This is a genomic window from Streptomyces sp. NPDC007205 (assembly GCF_040634095.1).
In the GTDB taxonomy this organism is placed as follows: Bacteria; Actinomycetota; Actinomycetes; order Streptomycetales; family Streptomycetaceae; genus Streptomyces.
Window position 1 is genome coordinate 489157 of the sequence record NZ_JBEYEW010000002.1, and the last position, 24869, is coordinate 514025.

The 24869-nt window shown below is 72.3% G+C and carries 21 protein-coding genes and 3 pseudogenes; 11 read left to right on the forward strand and 13 right to left on the reverse strand.

Translation table 11 applies throughout. From position 1 onward, the window contains the following. Nucleotides 1–159 precede the first annotated feature (159 nt). Nucleotides 160–2856, forward strand: coding sequence for an AAA family ATPase (locus tag ABZ624_RS05770; RefSeq protein ID WP_360082948.1), 2697 nt, complete (start codon nucleotides 160–162; stop codon nucleotides 2854–2856). 152 nt (nucleotides 2857–3008) lie between these two features. On the opposite strand, the pseudogene ABZ624_RS05775 reads toward ABZ624_RS05770, so the two are convergent. Continuing rightward, nucleotides 3009–3152, reverse strand: a pseudogene (locus ABZ624_RS05775) (carboxymuconolactone decarboxylase family protein); the annotation flags it as partial. A gap of 61 nt (nucleotides 3153–3213) precedes the next feature. After that, nucleotides 3214–3297: pseudogene (locus ABZ624_RS05780) on the reverse strand (protocatechuate 3,4-dioxygenase subunit alpha); the annotation flags it as partial. Between the two features lie 86 nt (nucleotides 3298–3383). Here ABZ624_RS05780 and ABZ624_RS05785 point away from each other — a divergent pair. Continuing rightward, nucleotides 3384–4574 carry a zinc-dependent alcohol dehydrogenase gene (locus ABZ624_RS05785; RefSeq protein WP_360082950.1) on the forward strand — a complete coding sequence of 397 codons (1191 nt, stop codon included), beginning with the start codon at nucleotides 3384–3386 and terminating at the stop codon, nucleotides 4572–4574. 109 nt (nucleotides 4575–4683) lie between these two features. On the opposite strand, the gene ABZ624_RS05790 is transcribed toward ABZ624_RS05785, so the two are convergent. Next, nucleotides 4684–5760 carry an ATP-dependent DNA ligase gene (locus ABZ624_RS05790; RefSeq protein WP_360082952.1) on the reverse strand — a complete coding sequence of 359 codons (1077 nt, stop codon included), beginning with the start codon at nucleotides 5758–5760 and terminating at the stop codon, nucleotides 4684–4686. A gap of 74 nt (nucleotides 5761–5834) precedes the next feature. Between ABZ624_RS05790 and ligD the strand changes: the two genes are divergently transcribed. Both ligD and ABZ624_RS05800 read left to right on the forward strand, forming a co-directional pair. Further along, a complete protein-coding gene (ligD, locus tag ABZ624_RS05795) occupies nucleotides 5835–6854 on the forward strand; it encodes a non-homologous end-joining DNA ligase (RefSeq protein ID WP_360082954.1) in 1020 nt (339 codons plus the stop codon). Between the two features lie 305 nt (nucleotides 6855–7159). After that, complete coding sequence (locus ABZ624_RS05800; RefSeq protein ID WP_360082956.1) at nucleotides 7160–8266, forward strand: LacI family DNA-binding transcriptional regulator; 1107 nt, start codon at nucleotides 7160–7162, stop codon at nucleotides 8264–8266. A gap of 56 nt (nucleotides 8267–8322) precedes the next feature. Here the strand turns inward: ABZ624_RS05800 and ABZ624_RS05805 are convergent, their stop codons facing one another. Then, a complete protein-coding gene (locus ABZ624_RS05805; RefSeq protein ID WP_360082958.1) occupies nucleotides 8323–9114 on the reverse strand; it encodes a VOC family protein in 792 nt (263 codons plus the stop codon). A 204-nt stretch (nucleotides 9115–9318) separates the two neighbouring features. On the opposite strand from ABZ624_RS05805, the gene ABZ624_RS05810 reads away from it, so the two are divergent. Next, on the forward strand, nucleotides 9319–9564 hold the full coding sequence (locus tag ABZ624_RS05810) for a WhiB family transcriptional regulator (RefSeq protein ID WP_360082960.1): 246 nt from the start codon (nucleotides 9319–9321) through the stop codon (nucleotides 9562–9564). An 88-nt stretch (nucleotides 9565–9652) separates the two neighbouring features. On the opposite strand, the gene ABZ624_RS05815 is transcribed toward ABZ624_RS05810, so the two are convergent. The 5 genes and pseudogenes from ABZ624_RS05815 to ABZ624_RS05835 form a co-directional block, all read right to left on the reverse strand. After that, on the reverse strand, nucleotides 9653–10627 hold the full coding sequence (locus ABZ624_RS05815) for an acyl-ACP desaturase (RefSeq protein ID WP_360082962.1): 975 nt from the start codon (nucleotides 10625–10627) through the stop codon (nucleotides 9653–9655). A 219-nt stretch (nucleotides 10628–10846) separates the two neighbouring features. Further along, entirely contained in the window at nucleotides 10847–11623 is a 777-nt protein-coding gene (gene ddaH / locus ABZ624_RS05820) for a dimethylargininase (RefSeq protein WP_360082964.1), read from the reverse strand. Between the two features lie 275 nt (nucleotides 11624–11898). Continuing rightward, nucleotides 11899–12405: pseudogene (locus ABZ624_RS05825) on the reverse strand (excinuclease ABC subunit UvrA); the annotation flags it as partial. A 10-nt stretch (nucleotides 12406–12415) separates the two neighbouring features. Beyond that, nucleotides 12416–14041: an ABC-F family ATP-binding cassette domain-containing protein gene (locus tag ABZ624_RS05830; protein ID WP_360082966.1), complete on the reverse strand. Its 1626-nt coding sequence runs from the start codon at nucleotides 14039–14041 to the stop codon at nucleotides 12416–12418. 293 nt (nucleotides 14042–14334) lie between these two features. Beyond that, entirely contained in the window at nucleotides 14335–14751 is a 417-nt protein-coding gene (locus ABZ624_RS05835; protein ID WP_360082968.1) for an SsgA family sporulation/cell division regulator, read from the reverse strand. A gap of 219 nt (nucleotides 14752–14970) precedes the next feature. On the opposite strand from ABZ624_RS05835, the gene ABZ624_RS05840 reads away from it, so the two are divergent. Continuing rightward, the gene (locus tag ABZ624_RS05840; protein WP_360082970.1) at nucleotides 14971–16065 is read left to right on the forward strand and encodes an oxidoreductase; all 1095 of its coding nucleotides are present in this window, start codon (nucleotides 14971–14973) and stop codon (nucleotides 16063–16065) included. 58 nt (nucleotides 16066–16123) lie between these two features. Next, nucleotides 16124–16462: a plasmid stabilization protein gene (locus tag ABZ624_RS05845; protein ID WP_360082972.1), complete on the forward strand. Its 339-nt coding sequence runs from the start codon at nucleotides 16124–16126 to the stop codon at nucleotides 16460–16462. Nucleotides 16463–16472: 10 nt separating this feature from the next. On the opposite strand, the gene ABZ624_RS05850 is transcribed toward ABZ624_RS05845, so the two are convergent. After that, complete coding sequence (locus tag ABZ624_RS05850; protein WP_360082974.1) at nucleotides 16473–16769, reverse strand: YciI family protein; 297 nt, start codon at nucleotides 16767–16769, stop codon at nucleotides 16473–16475. 60 nt (nucleotides 16770–16829) lie between these two features. Between ABZ624_RS05850 and ABZ624_RS05855 the strand changes: the two genes are divergently transcribed. After that, on the forward strand, nucleotides 16830–17570 hold the full coding sequence (locus tag ABZ624_RS05855; protein WP_360082976.1) for an endonuclease V: 741 nt from the start codon (nucleotides 16830–16832) through the stop codon (nucleotides 17568–17570). Here ABZ624_RS05855 and ABZ624_RS05860 read toward each other — a convergent pair. Continuing rightward, nucleotides 17534–17722 carry a hypothetical protein gene (locus tag ABZ624_RS05860; protein ID WP_360082978.1) on the reverse strand — a complete coding sequence of 63 codons (189 nt, stop codon included), beginning with the start codon at nucleotides 17720–17722 and terminating at the stop codon, nucleotides 17534–17536. The genes ABZ624_RS05855 and ABZ624_RS05860 overlap by 37 nt on opposite strands. 116 nt (nucleotides 17723–17838) lie before the next feature. Beyond that, nucleotides 17839–19035 carry a saccharopine dehydrogenase NADP-binding domain-containing protein gene (locus ABZ624_RS05865; protein ID WP_360082980.1) on the reverse strand — a complete coding sequence of 399 codons (1197 nt, stop codon included), beginning with the start codon at nucleotides 19033–19035 and terminating at the stop codon, nucleotides 17839–17841. 314 nt (nucleotides 19036–19349) lie between these two features. Between ABZ624_RS05865 and ABZ624_RS05870 the strand changes: the two genes are divergently transcribed. Genes ABZ624_RS05870 through ABZ624_RS05880 form a run of 3 tightly spaced genes read left to right on the forward strand, consistent with a single transcriptional unit; the run spans nucleotide 19350 to nucleotide 24002 of the window. Continuing rightward, complete coding sequence (locus tag ABZ624_RS05870; RefSeq protein WP_360082982.1) at nucleotides 19350–20510, forward strand: CaiB/BaiF CoA-transferase family protein; 1161 nt, start codon at nucleotides 19350–19352, stop codon at nucleotides 20508–20510. A gap of 43 nt (nucleotides 20511–20553) precedes the next feature. After that, nucleotides 20554–21768 (forward strand): acetyl-CoA C-acetyltransferase, encoded by a 1215-nt coding sequence (locus ABZ624_RS05875; RefSeq protein ID WP_360082984.1) that lies wholly within the window; start codon nucleotides 20554–20556, stop codon nucleotides 21766–21768. Nucleotides 21769–21809: 41 nt separating this feature from the next. Then, nucleotides 21810–24002: a 3-hydroxyacyl-CoA dehydrogenase NAD-binding domain-containing protein gene (locus ABZ624_RS05880; protein ID WP_360082985.1), complete on the forward strand. Its 2193-nt coding sequence runs from the start codon at nucleotides 21810–21812 to the stop codon at nucleotides 24000–24002. Here the strand turns inward: ABZ624_RS05880 and ABZ624_RS05885 are convergent. Beyond that, nucleotides 23988–24695: a MerR family transcriptional regulator gene (locus ABZ624_RS05885; protein WP_360082986.1), complete on the reverse strand. Its 708-nt coding sequence runs from the start codon at nucleotides 24693–24695 to the stop codon at nucleotides 23988–23990. The two genes, ABZ624_RS05880 and ABZ624_RS05885, sit on opposite strands and share 15 nt — an antisense overlap. Between the last annotated feature and the right edge of the window lie 174 nt (nucleotides 24696–24869).

Here is a 24869-nt window from a genome sequence, read left to right on the forward strand (position 1 = left end):
TCCGCTGCCGACCGGCTGCTCGGGCCGGGTGCGCGTCTCCCGGCCGCACCCGTTTTCACCCACCGGGGCAACAGCTGCCCCGACCGGCCACCACACATCCCACCGGACGGCTAGGCTCGTGGTCTGTACGTCATTCGGGCGACCCGGGGAGGTAACGGAATGACGGAGGGACGGCCGCCGTCGGCCGCCTCGGCTTCCCTGTGGGAGCGGGACGGGGAGATCGCCACCGTCGCACACGCACTCGACCTGCTGTGCGCCGACCAGTCGTCCGCGGGAAGCCTGCTGGTCGTCCGCGGCGAGGCGGGCCTCGGCAAGACCGCGCTGCTCGCCGAGACGCGTCGTATCGCCGAACGCCGCGGCTGCGCCGTGTGGACCGCGCGGGGCGCGGAGACCCTGAAGTCGGTCCCGTTCAACGTGGTACGGCAGCTGCTCCAGCCCGCGCTGCTGTCCTTACTGCCCGAGGAGGCCCGTGAGTACCTCGGCGACTGGTACGACATCGCCGGTCCCGCCCTCGGCATAACCGACCCGCAGGAGGGCAGCGCCGACCCGCAGTACGTGTGCGACGGCCTCGTCGCGGCCGTACGCCGGCTCGCCCGCCGCGAGTGGCCGCTCGTGCTGCTGATCGACGACGCGCACTGGGCCGACCAGGAGACCCTGCGCTGGCTCGCCGCGTTCGCCGAACGCCTGGACGACCTCTCCGTCCTCGTCGTGGTCGCCCGCCGGCCCGGCGAGGTCAGCGGCGACAGCGCCCGCCACCTCGACACGGTGGCCGCCGCCGCGGGCCGCCCCGCCACCACCCTCAGGGCTCTCACTCCGGACGCCGCCGCCGGCCTCACCCGCGCCACCCTCGGCCGGCACGCCGACGACGCGTTCTGCCGCGAGGTCTGGGCCGTCACCGCCGGCAACCCCTACGAGACCGTCGAACTCCTCGCCAAGGTGCAGGACAGCGAACTCCAGCCGGTCGAGGGCCGGGCCGGTGAACTGCGCGCCCTCAACCGCGCCGCACGCGGCGGCGGACTGGTCGACCGGCTCAAGGGACTCGGCCTGGAAGCCACCCAGTTCGCCTGGGCCGCCGCCATCCTCGGCACCGGCATCACCGTCGACATGGTCGCCCGCCTCGCCACCATGGACGAGGCCGTCGCCCGGCACTGCGCCGACCTGCTCCGCGCCGCCCGCATCCTCACCGAACCCGAGCCCGCGGGACCGCAGGGCACCGGCACCGAACGCGAGGACGGCGAGCTGGAGTTCGTCCACCCGCTCATCGCCACCGCCGTCTACAACTCCATCCCGTCCGGCGTGTGCACCGCCATGCACGGCGTCGCCGCCCAGATCATCACCGAGCTGGGCCGCGGCGCCGCCCAGGCCGCCCGGCACCTGCTGAAGGTGCACCCGGACGGCGACGAGGAACTCGTCGAACAGCTGCGCGAGGCCGCTCGCGACCACCTCGCCGTCGGCGCCCCGGACGCGGCCCGCACCTGCCTCGAACGCGCCCTGCGGGAGCCACCGCTCCCCGACGTCCACGCACACGTCCTGTACGAACTGGGCTGCGCCACCCTGCTCACCGCACCCGCCGTCACCATCGAACACCTCCAGCACGCCCTCGGCGTGCCCGGCCTCGACGGCGAGCGGCGTGTCGACGCGGTGGTCCGGCTCTCCCGGGCGCTGCTCCACAACGACCAGCTGGAGGAGGCCGTCCGCACGATCGAGGCCGAGGCCGCACGGCACGAACCCGGACCGGTCAAGCTGCGGCTGCAGGCCGTTCAGTTCATGTGGGACGGCATCCACGGCGAGACCGTCTCCCCGGCCCGCTCCCGGCGACTGGCCGACCTCGCGCGCACCTGCACCGGCCGCGACAACGCCGAACGCGCCCTGCTCATCCTGCGCGGCTTCGACGCCATGACCCACGGCGAGAGCGCCGACGAAGTCCTCGAACTGTGCGACCGCGCCCTCGTCAACGGCCGGCTCGCACCCGGTCTCGGCTGGACCGACCAGGAGTGGGGCATGGAGCTGCTGATGATGCTCGGCAGCGCGTACGCCTACGCCGACCGGCTCGACCGCGCCGAGAGCCTCTTCGCCGAGGCCCTGCGCGCCTACACCACGGCCGGCTGGCGCGGCGGCCACCTCTCCCTCGCCAACGCCTTCCTCGGGCTCGCCTACCGCAGACAGGGCCGGCTGCGGGACGCCGAGTCCACCCTGCGCGAGGCCCTCGTCCTCGCCGAGCGCGTCGGCCGCCGGCTGCCGCTGTACTGGTCGGCGACCTGCGGACTCGTCGACACGCTGCTGGCCCGCGGCCGTGTCGAGGAGGCCTGGTCGATCGCCGAGCAGTACGGCTTCGCGCCGCCCTACCCGTCCACGATCGTGCTGCCCGACATCCGCTGCGTCCGCGGCCGGCTGCTGCTCGCCGTCGGCCGCACCGAGGAGGGCATCCACGAACTGGAGGCCGCCGAGAAGACGGCCGCCTCGCGCGGCGGCCACAACTCCGTCCTCTCACCCTGGTCCATCGACCTCGCCAAGGCCCTCGCCGGCCGGAACCCGGCCCGTGCCGCCCAGCTCGCCGCCGACGCCCGCCGGCAGGCCGAACGCTTCGGCACGGACACCGCCATCGGCGAGGCCCTGCGCTGCGCCGCCGCGCTGGAGACAGGCGGTCGCGCCGTCCAGTTCGCCGCCCAGGCCGTCACCTACCTGGAAGCCTCACCCTGCCAGTACGAACACGCGGCGGCCCGCGTCGAGTACGGCATCGCCGCCCGCTCCGTCGCGGAACTGGGCCGGGGCCTGGACCTCGCCCGGGCGTGCGGGGCGGAGGGGCTGGTGGCCCAGGCGCGGGAGGTGCTGGAGACGGGGCGGGGGTTGCGGTAGGCGGGCTACGGTCGGCTGTATGCAGCCGACCGGATGCAGCCGACCGGATGCAGCCGACCGGATGCAGCCGACCGGATGCAGCCGACCGGATGCAGCCGACCGGATGCAGCCGACCGGATACAGTCGACCGGATTCGGTGGACCGGCGTTCCCCGGCACCCCGGAGTAGACGGCGGTCTGCAGCAGCACCGCGCCGATCTCCTCGGGTGTGAGCCCGTTGCGCCGAGCCGCGCGGACGTGCATCGTCAGCCCGTCGTAGTGGCCGAGCGCGACCAGCGCGGTGAGTTCCACCAGCGTCGAGCCGGGCACGGCGTCGGCGAGGGGACGCAGATGTCACTGGAACTCCAGGAAGACCGTCCCGGGTGAGCAGCGGGTCGGCGGTGAGGGTGGCCTCGTCGCCGGGCAGGTGGATCCGGGTGCACAGGTGCATGAGCAGAAGCCGCCGGTCGGGCCGGTGAGGGGTTCGGCGCAGGTGGGCACGGGTACCCGGGCGCCACCGCACGCAGGACACCGAGGGAGCGCGACCCCATGAAGGCAGTCACCTGGCAGGGCAAGCGGGACGTCCGGGTCGAGGACGTGCCCGACCCGCGGATCGAGGAACCCACGGACGCCGTCATCCGCGTCACATCCACCGGACTCTGCGGCTCCGACCTGCACCTGTACGAGGTGCTCACCCCGTTCATGACCCCGGGCGACATCCTCGGCCATGAACCCATGGGCATCGTCGAGGAGGTCGGCCCGGGTGTGCCGGACCTCGCGGCGGGGGACCGGGTCGTGGTGCCGTTCCAGATCGCCTGCGGCAACTGCTGGATGTGCCTGACCGGACTGCCGACGCAGTGCGAGACCACCCAGGTCACCGGACAGGGCATGGGCGCCGCCCTGTTCGGCTACACCCGTCTGTACGGCGCCGTCCCCGGCGGCCAGGCCGAGTATCTGCGCGTCCCGCAGGCACAGTTCGGCCCGATCAAGGTGCCCGAGGGCCCGCCGGACGACCGTTTCGTCTATCTCTCCGACGTCCTGCCCACCGCCTGGCAGGCCGTCGAGTACGCCGCCGTCCCGCCCGGCGGCACCCTCGCCGTCCTCGGCCTCGGCCCGATCGGTGACATGTCCTGCCGGATCGCCATGGCACGCGGCGCGGAGCGGGTGTTCGGCGTGGACCTGGTACCCGAGAGGCTGGCGCGGGCGCAGCGGCGGGGCGTGGAGACGTACGACCTCAGGGCCTTCGACGACGAGAAGGCGCTGGTCCACGCGATCCATGACGAGACAGGCGGCCGGGGCCCGGACGCCGTGATCGACGCTGTCGGCACCGAGGCCCACGGCAGCGCCGCCGCCAAGCTCGCCCAGACCGCTACCGGGCTCCTGCCCCGCAAGCTCAGCGGGCCTCTTGCCGAACGCTTCAGCGTCGACCGGCTCGGCGCCCTCTACATGGCCATCGACCTCGTCCGGCGCGGTGGCACGATCTCGCTCAGCGGCGTCTACGGCGGGATGGCCGACCCGATGCCGATGCTCACCCTGTTCGACAAGCAGATCCAGCTGCGCATGGGCCAGGCCAACGTCCGCCGCTGGACCGACCTGATCATGCCGTATCTGACCGACGAGGACCCTCTGGGTGTCGAGGACTTCGCCACTCACCGGCTGCCGCTCACCGAGGCACCGCACGCGTACGAGATGTTCCAGCGCAAGCAGGACGGCGCCATCAAGATCCTCATGCAGCCCTGAGCCCACTGGTCCTGAGTCCCCAGCCTGAGCCCGCTGGCCGTGATTCCCCCAGACCCGATTTCGCAGCCCTGATTCCCCAGGTCTCAGCCCCGCAGGCCTGGGCCTGCCGTCAGCCCCGGTCCTTCTCGCCGAGGATCTCCGCGAGGTCGTAGCGGACCGGCTCCTCCAGCTGGGCGTAGGTGCAGCTCTCCGGCGTGCGGTCCGGGCGCCAGCGGCGGAAGCGGGCGGTGTGCCGGAAGCGCTGCCCGTTCTCCATGTGGTCGTAGGCCACCTCGGCGACCCGCTCCGGCCGCAGCGGCACCCATGACAGATCCTTCTTGCCGGACCAGCGGCTCGGCGCCCCCGGCAGCCGGGCGGTCTCGTGGGCGGCCTCGTCCGACCAGGCCGCCCACGGATGCCCGGCCACGTCGTCCATGCGCAGCGGCTCCAGCTCCTCGACCAGTTCGGCCCGCTTCTTCATGGCGAAGGCGGCCGACACGCCCACGTGCTGGAGCCTGCCGTGGTCGTCGTACAGCCCCAGCAGCAGCGAGCCGACCACCGGGCCGCTCTTGTGGAAGCGGTACCCGGCCACGACCACGTCCGCCGTCCGCTCATGCTTGATCTTGAACATGGCCCGTTCGTCCTGCAGATAGCGCAGGGTGAGCGGCTTGGCGACGACCCCGTCGAGTCCCGCGCCCTCGAACTGCTCGAACCACTGCTGCGCCACCTCGAGGTCCGTCGTCGCGGGCGCCAGATGGACCGGCGGTGTGACCCTGGCGAGCGCCCGGTCCAGCAGGGCACGGCGGTCGGTCAGCTCGACGTCGAGCAGCGACTCGTCGTCCAGTGCGAGCAGGTCGAAGGCGACGAACGACGCCGGGGTCCTCTCGGCCAGCATCCGCACCCGGGAGTCCGCCGGGTGGATCCGCTCGGTCAGCGCGTCGAAGTCCAGATGGCCCTCCCGCGCGATCACGATCTCCCCGTCCAGCACGCACCGCTTCGGCACCCGCTCCCTCAGTGCCGCCACCAGCTCGGGAAAGTACCTGGTCAGCGGCTTTCCGGTACGGCTGCCCAGCTCGACCTCCGTCCCGTCCCGGAACACGATCGAACGGAACCCGTCCCACTTCGCCTCGTAGTGCATACCCGGCGGGATCTTCGCCACCGACTTGGCGAGCATCGGCTTCACAGGCGGCATCACCGGCAGGTCCATGCCCTCGATTCTGCTCGCATACGTCCCTTGTCGCCCGGTGTGCGAGCTGTGCGGGGTGCGCCTACCGTGGCCGCATGGGTGCTGCGGTGGAACTGGAGGTCGGCGGCCGGACGGTACGGCTGTCCAGCCCGGACAAGGTCTTCTTCCCGGAGCGGGGTTTCACCAAGCTGGACCTGGCGCAGTACTACGTCGCCGTCGGCCCCGGCATCCTGCGCGCGCTGCGCAACCGCCCCACGACCCTGGAGCGCTACCCGGACGGCGTCGGCGGGGAGTGGTTCTTCCAGAAAAGGGCCCCGAAGGGCATGCCCGGCTGGATCCCGACCGCCCACATCACCTTTCCCAGCGGTCGCAGCGCCGACGAGATGTGCCCCACCGAGGAGGGTGCCGTCGTCTGGGCCGCCCAGTACGGCACGCTCACCTTCCATCCCTGGCCGGTGCGCGCCACGGACGTCGACCACCCCGACGAGCTCCGCATCGACCTCGACCCGCAGCCCGGCACCGACTACGCGGACGCCGCCCGCGCCGCCCACGAACTGCGCGCGGTCCTCGACGAGTTCGGCGGGCTGCGCGGCTGGCCGAAGACCTCCGGGGGGCGCGGCCTGCACGTCTTCGTGCCGATCGAACCGCGCTGGACCTTCACCCAGGTGCGCCGCGCCGCGATCGCCGTCGGCCGCGAGATGGAACGCCGGATGCCCGACCAGGTGACGATCAAGTGGTGGAAGGAGGAGCGGGGCCGCCGTATCTTCCTCGACTACAACCAGACGGCCCGTGACCGCACCATCGCCTCCGCCTACTCGGTCCGCCCCCGCCCGAACGCCCCCGTCTCGGCGCCCCTGCGCTGGGAGGAGGTCGGCGTGGCCCAGCCGGCCGACTTCGACCTCGCGACCATGCCGGGCCGCTTCGCCGAACTCGGCGATGTGCACGCCGACATGGACGACCGTGCCTTCTCCCTGGATGCCCTGCTGGAACTGGCCCGCCGCGACGAACACGACCACGGCCTGGGCGACCTGCCCTACCCCCCGGAGTACCCGAAGATGCCCGGCGAACCGAAGCGGGTCCAGCCGAGCCGGGCCCGGCGGGAGAAGACGACCTGAGGACACCTGTCTGCCGCCAGCTTCCCCGGCACCGAAGGCTCTTCACCCGGCGCCGCCGGTGGCGGTCAGGGCCTGCCCCCTGGCTATCCGGCCCGCCTCTACCCACCCGGCCCGCGCCCTCTGGCTACCCGCGTCTGCCTTCTGGTCGCCCGGCGCAGGCACTCTGGCCATCCGGTCCCCGCCCTCCGGCAACCCGATCCCGTCCACCTCTCCACCCGGCCCTTCGCAAGCCGCTGTTGCTGATCCGGCGGCGTCTTCACCGCGCGGTTATCCTGACCGGCAGCCGCTGAGGAGGAGATGCCGAAGTGACCGAGGCAGTGTCGCGTCCCACGCTGGAGGCCGTGGCCGCGCTGGCCGGTGTGTCCCGGGCCACCGTGTCCCGGGTGGTCAACGGCGGCGACGGGGTGCGCGAACCCCTGGCCGAACGGGTCCGCCGGGCCGTGGCGGAGCTGGGGTACGTCCCCAACCAGGCGGCGCGCAGCCTCGTCACCAAGCGGCACGACGCCGTCGCGGTCGTCATCGCAGAGCCCGAGACCCGGGTCTTCGCCGACCCCTTCTTCGCCCTGCAACTGCGCGGCATCAGCAAGGAACTGACCGCCCACGACAACCAGCTGGTGCTGCTGCTCACCGAGGGCCGTGACGATCACGCGCGCGTGGCCCGGTATCTCGCCGGAGGCCACGTCGACGGCGCGCTCGTCTTCTCCCTGCACCTCGACGACCCGCTGCCCGGCCTCATCCATGACGCCGGCGTGCCCACCGTGTTCGGCGGACGGCCCGGCTGGGGCGACGACGGCCGGGCGGACGGGCCCGGGCGCGCCACGCAGGCGGGGCGGGGTCCGGGGCCCGGTGTGGTCTATGTCGACTGCGACAACCGGGGCGGGGCACGCGCGGCCGTACGGCATCTCGTGGACCTCGGCCGCAGACGCGTCGCACACCTCACCGGCGTCCTGGACCAGACGTCCGCGGTGGACCGGCTGGACGGCTACCGTGACGTCATGGGCGAGGTGCCGGGCGGGGACGATCCCCGGCTGGTCGTGGAGAGCGACTTCACCCCGGCCGGCGGCGAACGCGCCATGCGGGAACTCCTCGGCCGGTGCCCGGACGTGGACGCCGTGTTCGCTGCCAACGACCTCACCGCGCTCGGTGCCCTGCGCGTGCTGCGCGCGAGCGGCCGACGGGTGCCCGAGGACGTGGCCGTGATCGGCTTCGACGACATGCTGCCCGTCGCCGAAGAGGCCGACCCGCCACTGACGACGGTCCGTCAGGACATCGAGGGAATGGGGCGCCTGATGGCCCGGCTGCTGCTGCGCGGCCTGGCCGACGGCCGCGACCGCACCCGTGCCTCGGCCGGCCCGCCGCCCGCCGACGGCGTGATCCTCCCGACCACGCTGATACGACGGGCCTCCGCCTAGCCGGGCCGCTCCTGCGCCTAGCCGGGCCGCTGCGCCGGGCTCCCGTCCGGCCCGGCTCAGCCCTGCTGCGACTCGCTTCTGATCACCGCGAAGCGTGCGCCGTACGGGTCGCTGAGCTTGGCCATACGGCCCACGCCCTCCATGGTCGTCGCCGGCATGCGCACCCCTCCACCGAGCTGCTGCACCTTCTCGACCACCGCGTCGGTGTCCGTGACCTCGAAGTACGGCAGCCAGTACGGGCCGCCCTCGGCCTCGGCCGGAGCGTCGGCCAGCGGCACGATCCCGCCGAACATCGCGTCCTCCCCGCCGTCGGCCGGATTGACACAGGTGTACGTCCCGCCCGGGAAGGGCACGGCGGAGGTCTCCAGGCCCAGCACCTGGTGGTAGAAGGCGGCGGCCGCCGCGATGTCCGGGGTGTACAGCTCGACCCAGCACAGCGCGCCCGGCTCGTTCGCCACATCGACGCCCTTGGTCCGGGCCGGCTGCCAGATCCCGAACGGCACGCCCGCGCGGTCGGCGAGCACCGCCATGTGCCCCTGCCCCATCACGTCCATCGGCTGGAACAGCACGCTGCCATGGGCCAGTTCGGCGGCCTCGGCGGTGGCCTGCGCGTCCTCGCTCCGGAAGTACACCGTCCAGGCCGGCGGGCCCTGCTCGGGGCCGGACTGCATACCGCCCGCGACGGTTCTGCCGTCCAGCTGGAAGAAGCCGTAGCCTCCGGCGTCCGGCCCCGCCGACTGGAACTGCCAGCCGAAGAGGCCGCCGTAGAAGGAGAGGGCACCGTCGATGTCCGGGGTGCCGAGGTCGATCCAGTTCGGCGCGCCGTTGACGAAACGGGTGGTGAGCATCTTCGCCCTCCTCGAAAGGGGTCCCGTTCTGTGCACTGCCGAGTCTGGCACCCCCCACTGACAATCGCCGCCGGAGCGCGGCGACCCGCGCGCCGCCGTGCGCGGGGCGGGCCCGGGGAGCATCATCGGGGCGGCGGAGGCCCTGGTGGCGGCGTTGACCCGGCGTTGATCGAACGTTTTTCGCCGCGCGGCACGATCCTGGTCATGCACTTCGAAACGATCACTCCGGCCGACGACACCTGGCAGGCGCAGGCACTGTGCGCGCAGACCGGGCCGGACTTCTTCTTCCCCGAGCCCGGCAGCTCGGTGCGCGAGGCGAAGCGCATCTGCGCCATGTGCGAGCTGCGGCCCGCCTGCCTGGACTACGCGCTGGCCAACGACGAGCGCTTCGGCGTCTGGGGCGGCCTCTCGGAGAAGGAGCGCCTCGCCCTCCGCCGCGCGGCCCGCTGACCCCGGCCCGCCGTCCCGCTGACGGGCGGCGCCAGGCCCCCGCGAGCGGCAGACCCGGCCCCGGGGAGGGGGAGACCCCTGCCGAGCCTCAGGCTCCCGCGCGGGCCGCCATGCGGGCCTTGCGGGCGGCCAGCCTCTCGTCGAACTTGGCGGCCTCCGCGTCCAGGCCGCCCATGAACAGGCCCAGTTCCTCCTGCGCCTGGCGCCCCTCGGGGCCGAGGCCGTCGATCTCCAGGACCTTCAGGAAGCGGAGGACCGGCTGGAGGACGTCGTCGTGGTGGATGCGCAGGTTGTACACCTCGCCGATGGCCATCTGCGCGGCGGCCCGCTCGAAGCCGGGGATGCCGTGGCCGGGCATGCGGAAGTTCACCACGACGTCCCGGACCGCCTGCATCGTCAGGTCGGGGGCCAGCTCGAAGGCCGCCTTCAGCAGGTTGCGGTAGAAGACCATGTGCAGGTTCTCGTCGGTCGCGATGCGGGACAGCATGCGGTCGCAGACCGGATCGCCGGACTGGTGGCCGGTGTTGCGGTGCGAGATGCGGGTGGCCAGCTCCTGGAAGGCGACGTAGGCGATCGAGTGCAGCATCGAGTGCCGGTTGTCGGACTCGAAGCCCTCGCTCATGTGCGACATGCGGAACTGCTCGAGCTTGTCCGGGTCCACCGCCCGCGAGGCGAGGAGATAGTCGCGCATCACGATGCCGTGCCGGCCCTCCTCGGCCGTCCATCGGTGCACCCAGGTGCCCCACGCGCCGTCGCGGCCGAAGAGCGTGGCGATCTCGTGGTGGTAGCTCGGCAGGTTGTCCTCGGTGAGCAGGTTGACCACCAGGGCGATGCGGCCGATCTCCGTCACCCCGGACTGGCCCTTGTCCCAGGCCTCCCCGTCCTCGAACAGGCCCGGGAAGTTGCGCGCGTCGCTCCACGGCACGTACTCGTGCGGCATCCAGTCCTTGGCGATCTTCAGATGCCGGTTCAGCTCGTTCTCGACCACTTCCTCCAGCGCGAACAGCAGCCGCGCGTCGGTCCATGCGGACGGGCTGCCGAGGTGAGGGGAGGTGATCGTCATAGGAACTCCAGGGGGACGCCGAACAACGGGGGAGAAAGAGGGACGGTCCGGCGAGCGGTGCCGGCAGACCTACGAGATCGTAGGCTACGAAACCGTAGGTTACGAAGCCGTAGGTTAAGGCCGTCGTAAAGCTCGCTGATCAGCACGGCAAAGGCGGGTGTTCCCGGCGTGTTCCACCCGCTTTCGCCACCTGGCTCCGGCGTGACGGGGATCACCTGATCAGGCGTACAGCTCCCGCAGCCGTACCGAGAGGCAGGTCACACAGCCCTCCAGCTTCTCGAACTCGCTGATGTCCACCGTGACCACCTCGTAGCCGAGGTCGGTCAGCAGCTCCGCCGTCTTCGGGGCGCTCGCCGCCATCAGCAGCTTGTGCCCCCCGAGCAGCACCACGTGCGCGCCGGACTCCTCCGGCACCGACAGGAAGCCGGGGAACAGCGACGGCCGGTCGACCTTCGGGATGTGCCCGATCACCGTGCCGTCGGGCAGCGCGGTCACCGCCGACTTCAGGTGCAGCACCTTGCTCACGGGCACGGCGACCACCCGCGCGCCCAGCGGCTCGAAGGCGGCCCGCAACTGCTGCACCCCGGCCGCGTTGGTACGTCCGCCGCGGCCGACGAACACCGTTTCGCCGACCTTCAGCACGTCACCGCCGTCCAGCGTGCCCGGATCCCATATCCAGTTCACCGAGCAGCCGAGGCGGGCCACCGCCTCCTCCACGCCGACGGTCTCCGCGCGCCGGGACTCCGCGCCGGGCCGGGTGATCAACGCCACGTTCCTGTACATGACGACGGTGTCCTCGACGAACACCGAGTCCGGGCAGTCGTCCTCCGGGTCGACCTCGATCGTCTCCCAGCCGTGCGTGCGCAGGGCCTCGACGTACGCCTCCCACTGCTCGACGGCGCGCCCCACGTCGGCCTTCTCCCGCTCGATGTGCGTCACCAGGCCTTCGGCGAGACGGGGGCTGGGGCGGCGGACGAGGGCCTTCTTGCTGGGCACGAGGGGCCTTTCGAATCGGTGCGAGTCGGTGATGCGGTGGCGCCGCCGGCTGCGGCACCGGTCCGCCATCATGCAGTCCGCTCCGGCCAGGGCAAAACCCTCGTTGTCAGGCTGTGCCCCTCCTGAGACCCCCTCCTGAGGCCCCTCCTGAGATGTCACCCCGTCGTCCTGCGCAGATGCTCCGCGGTGGCCGCCCCCCGGAGCGTGAGCAGCTGCCGCGGAGTCCCCTCGAAGACCACCTCGCCGCCGTCCCGTCCGCCGCCGGGCCCGAGGACCTCGTAGTCGATGTCCCGCGAGCCGCCCGTGTGGTCGACGCGGACCCGCGCGGCCCGCCCGCGCAGCAGAAACGCCCGCTCGTCCGCGGCGAACGGCGGGAACCGGACCGCCCCGCCGGCCAGCGACCCGGCCGGGTCGAGGATGCGGTCCCAGCCGGGGCGTACCGTGCGGCCCCCCAGGGCGTCGCACTCGGGGCACATCCCCGACGGGTCGTTGAACGAGTTGGCCATGGCCGGCCCGGCGCTCGGGGTGCCGTACCGCCGGCGAGAGGTCCGTCAGCGACTCGAGGTGCGGGCGCTCGAACCGGGGCAGCCGGTTGCGCACGAACGAGGGGTGGGTCTCGTTCAGCCGGCGCTGCGACTCGACGGCCATCGTGTCGAAGACGAGCGAGGACTTGCCCGGTCCCGAAAGGCCGGTGAACACGGTCAGCGGCCTTTCGGGATGCGCAGATCGACGTTCCTGAGGTTGTTCTCCCTGGCTGCGGTGAGGGTGATGGAATCGGGCATGCCGCCGACGCTAGGCGGGATAGCCGACATCCTCCGGCGTGATTTCCCTCAGTCCTCCCTCCTCCATCAGCAGCCAGCGGGTGATGCCGATCGACTCCAGGAACGGCAGGTCGTGGCTGGCCACGAGCAGCGCGCCCTCGTACGACTCCAGGGCCGAGGTCAGCTGCCGCACGCTCGCCATGTCGAGGTTGTTGGTCGGCTCGTCGAGCAGCAGCAGCTGGGGTGCCGGCTCGGCGAGCATCAGCGCGGCCAGGGTCGCCCGGAACCGCTCGCCGCCCGACAAGGTGGCCGCCTGCTGGTCGGCCCGCGTACCCCGGAACAGGAAGCGGGCCAGCCGCGCCCGGATCCGGTTGTTGGTGGCGCCGGGCGCGAACCGGGCCACGTTCTCGGCGACCGTCAGCGCGTCGTCCAGCACGTCCAGCCGCTGGGGCAGGAAGCGCAGCGGGACGTGCGCCCGCACCTCGCCGGCCACCGGCGCCAGCTCCCCGGCGACCGTCCGCAGCAGCGTCGTCTTGCCGGCGCCGTTCCGGCCGACCAGCGCGATCCGCTCCGGACCGCGCAGATCGAGGATCCCTTCGATCCGCGCCCCGTAGGCCATCGCCAGGTTCTCCAGGGTGAGCACCTGCCGGCCGGGCGGCACAGCGGTGAACGGCAGGTCGACGCGGATCTCGTCGTCGTGCCGTACCGCCTCCACCGCCTCGTCCAGGCGCTCCCTGGCCTCGGAGAGCTTCTCCTCGTGCATGATGCGGTGCTTGCCCGCGGAGACCTGGGCCGTGCGCTTCCTGAGCTTCATGACGGCTCTGGGCTCGCGCTTGTTCTCGTACATCTTGTCGGCGTAGCGCACCCGCTTCGCCAGCTTCGTGTGCGCTTCGACGAGTTCGCGCTTCTGCTTCTTCAGATCCGCCTCGGCGACGCGCACCATCCGCTCGGCCGCCTCCTGCTCGACGGTCAGCGCCTCCTCGTAGGCCGAGAAGTTGCCGCCGTACCAGGTGACCTGCCCGGAGCGCAGCTCCGCGATCTGGTCGACCAGGTCGAGCAGTTCCCGGTCGTGGCTGACCACGACCAGCACGCCCGGCCAGGCGGCGACGGCCTGGTACAGCCGGCGGCGCGCGTACAGGTCGAGGTTGTTGGTGGGCTCGTCCAGCAGCAGCACGTCCGGGCGGCGCAGCAGCAGTGCGGCCAGCCGCAGCAGCACCGACTCGCCGCCGGAGACCTCGCCGGCGGTGCGGTCCAGGCCGATGTGGCCGAGACCCAGTTCGCCGAGGGTGACCAGGGCGCGTTCCTCGACGTCCCAGTCGTCGCCGAGCGTCTCGAAGTGCTGCTCGGCGACGTCGCCCGCCTCGATGGCGTGCAGCGCGGCCCGCCGTTCGGCGATGCCGAGGGCCTCGTCGACGCGGAGCGCGGTGTCGAGGGTGACGTTCTGCGGGAGGTAGCCGACCTCGCCGGCCGTCTTGACGGTGCCGTAGCCCGGGGTGAGTTCACCGGCGAGCAGCTTCAACAGGGTGGACTTCCCTGATCCGTTGATGCCGACGAGCCCGGTGCGGCCGGGGCCGAAGGCGATGTCCAGGCCGTCGAAGACGGCGGTGCCGTCGGCCCAGGCGAAGGACAGGGACGTACAGGTGAGGGAAGATGACATGAGGGCCTCGCGAGGTGTTCGTGCGGTCGGTGGGCGCATGTCGAGACACCGCGAGGCGGGAACCGAAAGGTCGTGGGGCACGAAGAGGCCATGAAAAAAAGGCCTGTGCCGGAGGACGGCTCGGACGCCGAGGTCGTACGCCGCGCACACCTCACCGGTGCGACGCGGTGCCTCAGGACCTCAGACGAGCAACGTCCTTCTCCAATCGACGGCAACAGGACCGATGTACACCGTACGAGGGAGCCTGAGGGCTGTCAACGGGATTGATCAAAGGCTTCACGCGCGCGTGAAGCTCAGCAGGCGTCCCGCATCAGTTCGGCCAGGCCGTGGTCCAGGTCGAGCTGGAGGTGTTCGAGGCCGGCGGGCACGAGTTCGTCGGCCGCCTCCAGGAAGCACCGGATCTCACCCGAGCGCACATGCACGATCGCGGTGCCCTCGGGGGCGTGGAACTCCAGCACGGTGCGGTCGTAGCCGTAAGGCCGCACCCGCACGTCCCCCTGGCCCGCCGGACCCTGCAGTCCGGCCGTGAGCAGCTCGCGGGAGAAGGTCCAGCAGACGTCGACCCCTTCCAGGGTGGCCGGGGCCGGGAAGGTCATGACGACGGCGAACGGATCACGTCGGTCGTAACGCAGCGTCGCGGGAATGCTCGGCATGCGCGGTGCGGCGGCGACGAGACGGGCCTCTACGGGCTGCTCGATGACGGTGGACAACGCCTTGCTCCCTCGTGACGGCTGGACTACGCCCGGGTGTGCGCGACCCGGCACTGGAAGAGACGACGGATCCGGCCATTGCGTGCACACGGAGACCGAGTGACCTCGGTCACCGCATTCATGCACGGCGAAGGGCCGGGCGTTCTCCCGCGCGATGACGGGCAGTTGGCCTCTGGACGGCGCCGGGCCGGTGGGCTAGCTTCGCCCGCCATGAGGCGCTTGGGCAGCACGCGACGCAGAGGACGTACGAGCAGACTGGTGGCGGCGGGGGTGGCGTGCGGGGCGGCGCTGGCCGCGCTGACCGTCCCGGCGGCCGAGGCCGGACCGCTCGGGCAGGGCGGTCCGCACTGGGCGCCGAAGGACCCCGGTACCCCGCAGGTCCGCTTCCGGGGCCTCGCGGCCGTCGACCGGCGCACCGCCTGGCTGGCCGGCACCGGCGGCACGGTGCTGCGTACGACGGACGGCGGGACGAGCTGGCGGAACGTCTCTCCGCCGGGCGCGGGGGACCTGCAGTTCCGGGACGTCGAGGCGTTCGACGCGCGGCGTGCGGTGGTGCTGGCCATCGGCGAGGGCGAGGCGTCGCGCGTGTACCGCACCGACGACGGCGGAGCGACCTGGGCGGAGTCCTTCCGCAACACCGACCCGAAGGCGTTCTACGACTGCCTGGCCTTCTTCGACCGGCGGCACGGCCTCGCGATGGGCGACCCCGTGGACGGAAGGTTCCGCATCCTGTCGACGAGCGACGGCGGCCGCTCCTGGCGGGTGCTGCCCACCGAAGGCATGCCGCCCGCCCTGGACGGCGAGGCCGGCTTCGCCGCGAGCGGCCAGTGCCTGGTCACCTCGGGCCGCAAGGACGTCTGGCTGGCCACCGGCGGCGGCGCCCACGCGCGCGTGCTGCACTCCGCCGACCGCGGACTGACCTGGACGGCCGCCGGCACACCGGTCCCGGCCGGCGATCCCGCCAAGGGCGTCTTCGCGCTCGCCTTCCGCGACCGTGCCCACGGCCTCGCCGTCGGCGGCGACTACCGCCCCGACCAGCCCTCGCCGCAGGCCGCCGCCGTCACCGCCGACGGCGGCCGCACCTGGACGCCGGCCGCCGTACCGCCGCCCGCCTACCGCTCCGGGGCCGCCTGGCTGCCGCACAGCCGCGCCGCGGCGCTCGCCGTCGGCCCGACCGGCACCGACCTCACCACGGACGCCGGCCGCACCTGGCGGACGATCGACACCGGCTCGTACGACACCGTGGACTGCACGCCCGACCTCAGCTGCTGGGCCGCCGGTGAGCAGGGGAGGGTGGCACGGCTGGAACGCTGAGGTGAGCGCCCCCAACCCGGGTACTCGTTCCCACGCAACCCAGAGGAAGGGAGCGATCATGCCCGCTGGTTCCAGCTCCAAGCGCGAGCGCCAGTACGAGCACATCAAGAAGAGCGCGCAGGACCGGGGCGAGAGCACCGGGCGCGCCAAGGAGATCGCCGCGCGGACGGTCAACAAGGAACGCGCCCGCTCCGGCGAGTCGAAGACCGCGAGCCGCAGCTCGACGCAGGACATGTCGTCCGGCAAGCGCGGCGGTCAGCGGTCGGGCAACCGGGTCGGCTCCCACGGCCCGACCCGCGACCAGCTGTACAACGAGGCGAAGCAGCGTGGCATCGAAGGCCGTTCGCACATGAACAAGGACGAGCTGCAGCGCGCGCTGGACGCCAAGAAGGGATGAGCGGCGACAGTCAGCCGGACGTCTGCCGGTGGCGGGCGAGCTCGGGAGCCGTCTTCGTGGCGGTGAACTCCGTGACGCGGTAGGTGCACACGCCGCCGACGGTGAACGGGTCTCCTGCGACGATCTCCTCGATCCGGGCGCGGTCCTCCGCGACGGCGATGATCACCCCGCCGTCGCGGGGGTTCTTGCGCCCGGAGGCCAGGAAGAAGCCCTTCTCGTACTGCTCCTCCAGCCAGACCACATGGTCGGCGAGCAGCGCGTCGACGGCGTCGAGAGGCGCGGTGTAGGTCAGCTCCAGTACGAACATGATCGTGAGCCTACCCCCCGGCTCCGACAGCGGCCGTGGGCCCGTAGAGTCGGCGTCACCATGACGACCGTAGGCGTACCCGCGGGCTGGCCCGCGACCGAGGAAGAGGCCCGCGCGGTCCAGGACGAGCTGCGCGGCCGGGTGGTGCTCGACGAGAGCGGACCCCGGCCCGGTACGGGCCGTGTCACCGGGGTCGACGTCGCCTACGACGACGCCCTTGACCTCGTCGCCGCGGCGGCCGTCGTGCTGGACGCCGCCACCCTGGACGTGGTGGCCGAGGCGACGGCCGTCGGCCGGGTGTCCTTCCCGTATGTGCCCGGCCTGCTGGCCTTCCGTGAGATCCCGACCGTCCGGGCCGCCCTGGACCGCCTCCCGTGCCCGCCCGGCCTGGTCGTCTGCGACGGCTACGGCCTGGCCCATCCGCGCCGCTTCGGCCTGGCGAGCCACCTCGGCGTGCTCACCGGCCTGCCGGTCATCGGGGTCGCGAAGAACCCGTTCACCTTCACGTACGACGATCCCGGTCCCCGGCGGGGCGCCTGTGCCGCGCTGCTCGCGGGGACCGAGGAGGTCGGGCGGGCGCTGCGCACCCGGGACGGCGTCAAACCGGTCTTCGTCTCCGTCGGCCACCGGGTGAGCCTGGACAACGCCCTGGCGCACACCCTGGCCCTGACCCCGCGCTACCGGCTGCCGGAGACCACCCGCCGGGCGGACGCTCTGTGCCGCCGTGCGCTTCGCGAGGCGGCACGGAGCGCCGGGGGCGGCGCTCAGGAGGCCGTGATCCGCCAGGCGCCGACCTCCTGATACGCCGAGTCGTAGACGGCCGAGCCGTCTCCGGGTTCGAGCGCGTAGTGGCCGAGGTTGCCGCCCCAGTAGCGCAGGATCCGCCCCAGTTCGCCGGCGCGGTCCTGCGCCGGCGCGTCCTCGTCCACGGTCACTTCGAGCACGAACTTCATGCCTCTCCCGCCTCCTTCGGCTCTCCGGCCTGGGCCTCCATCGTTTCACTGAAGGAGCGTGTGAGACTTTCGCCGCGGTGGCCGCCGGGAGCTGGGGACGTCCGGGTGAGCAAGTCTCAAACGGGGGAGGAGGCGGGGCCGGTGGCCGCCACCCGGAAGGTGATGCCCGCGGCGCGCAGCCGCCCGGTCAGGGCGTCGCCCATCGCCTGCGCCGTGGTGACCTGCCCGGCCGTCGGCGGCAGGTCGTCGAAGGCCAGGCTGAGGGCCGCCTCGGCGAACATCTTCGCCGTCTCGTCGTAGCCGGGGTCGCCGCCCGCCACCTCCGTGAACACCCGCCGTCCGCCGCCCTCGCCGACGAAACGCACCGCGAACCGGCTCCTCGCCCGCCGCTCCGCGCTCGGCCCGTCCCCCGGCTGCAGCCGGCCCGACAGCCAGCGTCTCGCGGGCGGCAGTTGCGCGGCCGCCAGCACCGCGCCGACCGCGGCGACCCCGCCGAGGGCGACTGGCAGATGCCGCACCGCCGCGTAGTGCCGGTAGCGGAAGTCGGGGCCGTACCGGTCGAGCGCCCTCGCGGAGCGGCGCACGATCTGCGGGTCGATGGTCGGCAGCGGCAGCGCCCACGCGCCGACCTCCTTCGCGAACCGGGGCGTACCTGTGGACGCCGCGACCCGGCGTCCCATCAGCCGCGGCTCGTGCCGGCCCCGTTCGCGCGCGGCGGCCAGCACCCGCCGGCCGCGGGCGAACTGGTTCAGTGCCGAGGCCAGGGTGCCCCCGGAGAAGGCCGCGTCGGCGGTCACGTAGCCGTCCACGGTCAGCGGCACACCCTCCGGCAGCTGCCGGACCGTGAAGTACACACCCAGGTCGTGCGGCACGGAGTCGAAGCCGCACGCGTGCACCAGACGGGCGCCCGTCTCCCGCGCGCGCGTGTCGTGCCGGACGTACATCAAGTCCACGAACTCCGGCTCGCCGGTCAGGTCCAGATAGTCCGTCCCGGTGTCCGCGCAGGCGGCGACCAGCTCCTCGCCGTGGAGCAGGTACGGTCCGACGGCGGTGGCCACCACGCGCGCGTGCTCGGCGAGGGCGCGCAGGCCGGCCGGTTCGGTGACGTCGGCGCGCAGGACGCCGGCCTGCGCCCCGCCGGGCAGCCGCTCGCGCAGCCGCTCCAGCTTGCCCTCGTCGCGCCCGGCCAGCGCCCAGCGCAGGTCCTTCGGCGCGTGCGCGGCGAGATACTCCGCCGTGAGGGTGCCGACGAACCCGGTGGCTCCGAAGAGTACGAGGTCGTAGGGACGGTCCGTCCTGTTCAGCCTGGTCATGACACCCCTTGGTCCCGCAGCCCGCGCCGCTGTCGGTGGCTGAGGCTAGCGTGAGGGGAGTCAGCGAGGACGACCAGCCCGGGGGCGGCGGTGGCCGCAGCGGCGAAACGCCTCGGAGCCGACTCGGCGCACGCGCCGGACGGCGCAGGTGGTGTGAGACGCGAGGCACCCGTTTCTCACTCTCCCGGGTGATAGGCGTCCAGCCGGGCACTCGGCTAAGCGCTTGCTCGTTGGGGCTTGTGTCCGGTGCGGCGCGTTCCTAGCATCACCGGTGTTACATCAGTTGTGTCACACGTGCTGAGGGGGCTGGACGCATGACGACGGCAGAGACGCCGGCGGCGCCGGGCAGCGGTCCGCTCTCCGGCGTGCGCGTGGTCGAGCTGGCCGGCATCGGGCCGGGCCCGTTCGCCGCGATGCTCCTCGCGGACCTGGGCGCCGACGTGGTCCGGGTGGACCGGCCGGGCGGCCCCGGACTCGCGATCGATCCGGCGTACGACGTGACCAACCGCAACAAGCGCTCGATCGTGGTCGACCTGAAGGCCGCGGACGGCCCCGCGCGCGTGCTGGACCTCGCCGAGCGGGCCGACATCCTCGTCGAGGGCTACCGCCCGGGCGTCGCCGAGCGCCTCGGCGTCGGCCCCGAGGAGTGCCACGCCCGCAACCCCCGCCTGGTCTACGGCCGCATGACCGGCTGGGGGCAGGACGGCCCGCTCGCCGACCGCGCGGGCCACGACGTGGCCTACATCGCGCTCACCGGCACCCTCGGCATGATCGGCCGCCCGGACGAGCCCCCGGCCGTCCCGGCCAACCTGCTCGGCGACTACGCGGGCGGTTCCCTCTACCTGGTCGTCGGCGTCCTCGCCGCCCTGCACCACGCGCGCGTGACCGGCACCGGGCAGGTCGTCGACGCCGCCATCGTGGACGGCACGGCTCACCTGTCCGCGATGATCCACGGCATGCTCGCGGCCGGCGGCTGGCAGGACCGGCGCGCCGCCAACCTCTTCGACGGCGGCTGCCCCTACTACGGCACCTATGAGACCGCCGACGGCCGGTACATGGCGGTCGGCGCCCTGGAGGGGCAGTTCTACGCGGAGTTCCTGCGCCTTCTGGACCTGGAGGACCTGGCCGACGCCCGCAAGGACTGGACCCGCTGGGGCGAACTGCGCGAGCGGATCGCCGCCCGCTTCAAGTCCCGCACCCGGGACCAGTGGACGGCGGTCTTCGAGGGCACGGACGCGTGCGTAGCCCCCGTGCTGTCCCTGCGCGAGGCCCCGCACCACCCGCACCTCGCCGCCCGCGGCACCTTCACCGACCACGCCGGCATCACCCAGCCCGCGCCCGCCCCCCGCTTCTCCGCGACCCCCACCTGCGTCCGCACCGGCCCTGCCCTGCCGGGTGCCGACACGGAGACGGTGACACGGGACTGGGGGATACCCGCACCCGCGACCGACGACCCGGTCAGCGACGCCGACTGACCCCGCCCGCCCCGCTCGGCCCACCCTCCCGAAAGGCACACCAGTGAGCACCGAAGCGTACGTGTACGACGCGATCCGCACCCCGCGCGGCCGCGGCAAGGCGAACGGCGCCCTGCACGGCACGAAGCCCATCGACCTGGTCGTCGGGCTCATCCACGAGATCCGCGACCGCTTCCCCGGCCTCGACCCGGCCGCCGTCGACGACATCGTCCTCGGCGTCGTCGGACCGGTCGGCGACCAGGGCTCCGACATCGCCCGGATCGCCGCGATCGCCGCCGGACTGCCCGACACGGTCGCGGGCGTGCAGGAGAACCGCTTCTGTGCCTCGGGCCTGGAGGCCGTCAACCTGGCCGCGGCCAAGGTCCGTTCCGGCTGGGAGGACCTGGTCCTCGCGGGCGGTGTGGAGTCCATGTCCCGGGTCCCGATGGCCTCCGACGGCGGCGCCTGGTTCAACGACCCGATGACCAACCTCGCCGTGAACTTCGTGCCTCAGGGCATCGGCGCCGATCTGATCGCCACCATCGAGGGCTTCTCCCGCCGGGACGTCGACGAGTACGCGGCCCTGTCCCAGGAGCGCGCCGCCACCGCCTGGAAGGAGGGCCGCTTCGACCGCTCCGTCGTCCCCGTCAAGGACCGCAGCGGCCTGGTCGTCCTCGACCACGACGAGCACCCGCGCCCCGGCACCACCGCCGACTCCCTCGCGAAGCTCAAGCCGTCGTTCGCGGACATCGGCGAGCTGGGCGGCTTCGACGCCGTCGCGCTGCAGAAGTACCACTGGGTGGAGAAGATCGACCACGTCCACCACGCGGGCAACTCCTCCGGCATCGTGGACGGCGCCTCGCTCGTCGCGATCGGCTCCAAGGAGGTCGGCGAGCGCTACGGCCTCACCCCGCGCGCGCGGATCGTCTCCGCCGCCGTCTCCGGCTCCGAGCCGACCATCATGCTCACCGGGCCCGCCCCCGCCACCCGCAAGGCCCTGGCCAAGGCCGGCCTCACCATCGACGACATCGACCTGGTCGAGATCAACGAGGCGTTCGCCGCGGTCGTGCTGCGCTTCGTCAAGGACATGGGCCTCACCCTGGACAAGGTCAACGTCAACGGCGGCGCCATCGCCCTCGGTCACCCGCTCGGCGCGACGGGCGCGATGATCCTCGGCACCCTCGTGGACGAACTGGAGCGCCAGGACAAGCGCTACGGCCTGGCCACCCTGTGCGTCGGCGGCGGCATGGGCGTCGCCACCATCATCGAGCGCATCTGAACTCCCAGCGGAACCAACGGACTTCAACGGAGACGACTGTCATGACCGAGAGCACCACCATCCGCTGGGAGCAGGACGACACCGGTGTCGTCACCCTCGTCCTGGACGACCCCCACCAGTCCGCGAACACCATGAACCAGGCGTTCCGCGACTCCCTCGCCGCGATCACCGACCGGCTCGAAGCCGAGAAGGACACCATCCGCGGCATCATCTTCACCTCCGCCAAGAAGACCTTCTTCGCGGGCGGCGACCTGCGCGACCTGATCCGGGTCACACCCGAGACCGCGCAGGAGCTGTTCGACGGCGGCCTCGCCATCAAGCGGAACCTGCGCCGCATCGAGACCCTCGGCAAGCCGGTCGTCGCCGCGATCAACGGCGCGGCCCTCGGCGGCGGTTTCGAACTGGCCCTCGCCTGCCACCACCGGGTGGCCCTCGACACCTCCGGCACGAAGATCGGCTGCCCCGAGGTCACCCTCGGTCTGCTCCCCGGAGGCGGCGGAGTCGTCCGTACCGTACGGCTGCTCGGCATCGCCGACGCGCTGCTGAAGGTGCTTCTGCAGGGCCAGCAGTACAACGCCCGGCGCGCCCAGGAGAACGGTCTCGTCCACGAGGTCGCCGCCACAGGGGAGGAACTGCTCGCCAAGGCCCGTGCCTTCATCGACGCCCACCCCGATTCCCAGCAGCCCTGGGACAAGCCGGGCTACAAGATCCCCGGCGGTACGCCCGCCAACCCGAAGTTCGCGGCCAATCTGCCGGCCTTCCCGGCCAACCTGCGCAAGCAGACGAACGGCGCGCCGTATCCGGCCCCGCGCAACATCCTCGCCGCGGCCGTCGAGGGCGCCCAGGTCGACTTCGAGACCGCGCAGGTCATCGAGGCCCGCTACTTCGTGGAGCTGGCCGCGGGACAGACCGCCAAGAACATGATCCAGGCCTTCTTCTTCGACCTCCAGGCCGTCAACTCCGGCGCGAACCGCCCCAAGGGCATCGAGCCCCGCCAGGTCCGCAGGGTCGCCGTCCTCGGCGCCGGCATGATGGGCGCCGGCATCGCCTACTCCTGCGCCCGCGCGGGCATCGACGTCGTCCTGAAGGACGTCTCCCTGGAGGCGGCCGTCAAGGGCAAGGGCTACTCCGAGAAGCTGTGCGCCAAGGCCGTCGCCAAGGGCCGTACCAGCCAGGAGAAGGCCGACGCGCTGCTCGCCCGGATCACGCCCACCGCCGACGTGTCCGACCTCGCGGGCTGCGACGCGGTCATCGAGGCCGTCTTCGAGGACACCACGCTGAAGCACAAGGTGTTCCAGGAGATCGAGTCCGTCGTCGCCCCGGACGCGCTGCTGTGCTCCAATACCTCCACCCTGCCCATCACCACGCTCGCCGAAGGTGTGCAGCGCCAGGCCGACTTCATCGGGCTGCACTTCTTCTCGCCGGTCGACAAGATGCCCCTGGTCGAGATCATCAAGGGCGAGCGCACCGGCGACGAGGCCCTGGCACGGGCCTTCGACCTGGTCCGGCAGATCAACAAGACGCCGATCGTCGTGAACGACTCGCGTGGCTTCTTCACCTCCCGGGTGATCGGCCACTTCATCAACGAGGGCGTCGCCATGGTCGGCGAGGGCATCGAGCCCGCCTCCGTGGAGCAGGCCGCCGCCCAGGCCGGCTACCCCGCCAAGGTCCTCTCCCTGATGGACGAGCTGACCCTCACCCTGCCGCGCAAGATCCGGGGCGAGACGAAGCGGGCCGTGGAGGAGGCGGGCGGCACCTGGACCGCACACCCGGCCGAGGCGGTCATCGACCGCATGGTCGACGAGTTCGGCCGCACCGGCCGCAGCGGCGGCGCCGGCTTCTACGACTACACCGAGGACGGCAAGCGGGCCGGACTCTGGCCGGGCCTGCGCGAACACTTCACGAAGCCGGGACACGAGATCCCGTTCCGGGACATGCAGGAGCGGATGCTCTTCTCCGAGGCGCTCGACACCGTGCGGCTCCTCGAAGAGGGCGTCCTGACCTCGGTGGCCGACGCCAACATCGGCTCGGTCCTCGGCATCGGCTTCCCGGGCTGGACCGGCGGTGTGCTCCAGTACATCAACGGCTACGAAGGGGGCCTGCCCGGATTCGTGGCACGCGCGCGTGAACTGGCCGAGCGCTACGGCGAGCGGTTCACCCCGCCCGCGCTGCTCGTCGCGAAGGCGGAGAAGGACGGGAAGGGCGAGCCGTTCAGCGACTCAGTCCGTTCCTGACCCGGTGACCCACTCGCTCAGCTCTTCCCGCAGCGAGCGCTGGAACGTCGTCAGCAGCGCCTGCACCACGAGGGGGTGCATGTGCGCCGACAGGGACCTCACGTCCTGGGCGTCACGCTCCGCCACCTCACCGCGGAAGAGCTGGGAGAGCTCGTGAGCCGCGGCGCGCGAGTGCTCGATGAGCACCTTGCGCGCCGCGAGGATCGCCTCCTGCGACAGCGGTACGTCGAGCAGCTGCACGCCGAGCCGGAGCAGCCCCGAGTCCACCCGGAAGGTGTCACCCGCCGCCTCCGTGACGACGTTCATCGCCGCCAGCCGGTCCACGTCCTCGGCGGTGAGCGGTCGGCCCGCCCGCCGCTCCAGTTCCTCCCGGGACACCGTGTCCACCGCGTCCGGCGCCCAGGACGCCACCACCGCCCGGTGAATGGCGAGGTCGTGCGGGGTGAGGTCGTGCGGCAGCTGCTTCAGGTACCGCTCGATCGCCGACAGGGTCATGCCCTGCTGCTGCAGTTCCTCGATGAGGGCCAGCCGCGCGACGTGGTCCGGCCCGTAGTGACCCACCCGGCGCGGGCCGATCACCGGCGGCGGCAGCAGACCCTTGCTGCCGTAGAAGCGCACGGTGCGGACCGTGACGCCCGCCCGGGCGGCCAGCTCGTCGATGGTGAGGGGCGTCTGCCCGGCATCGGTCGTCATGCGCAGCAGTATCGCTGTCTCACCAAGGGTGTGAAACCTCGGGTGAACGTCGTGTGAACCCCGGGTTGATCGTGTGAGAAGTAACGCTCTGTGATGTAGGCCACCGCGTATCTGCGGCTTCTTCTGGGAAGCTGCTGCCTTGGTTTGTGCCGCGACTCATCAGGTCGGCGCGGG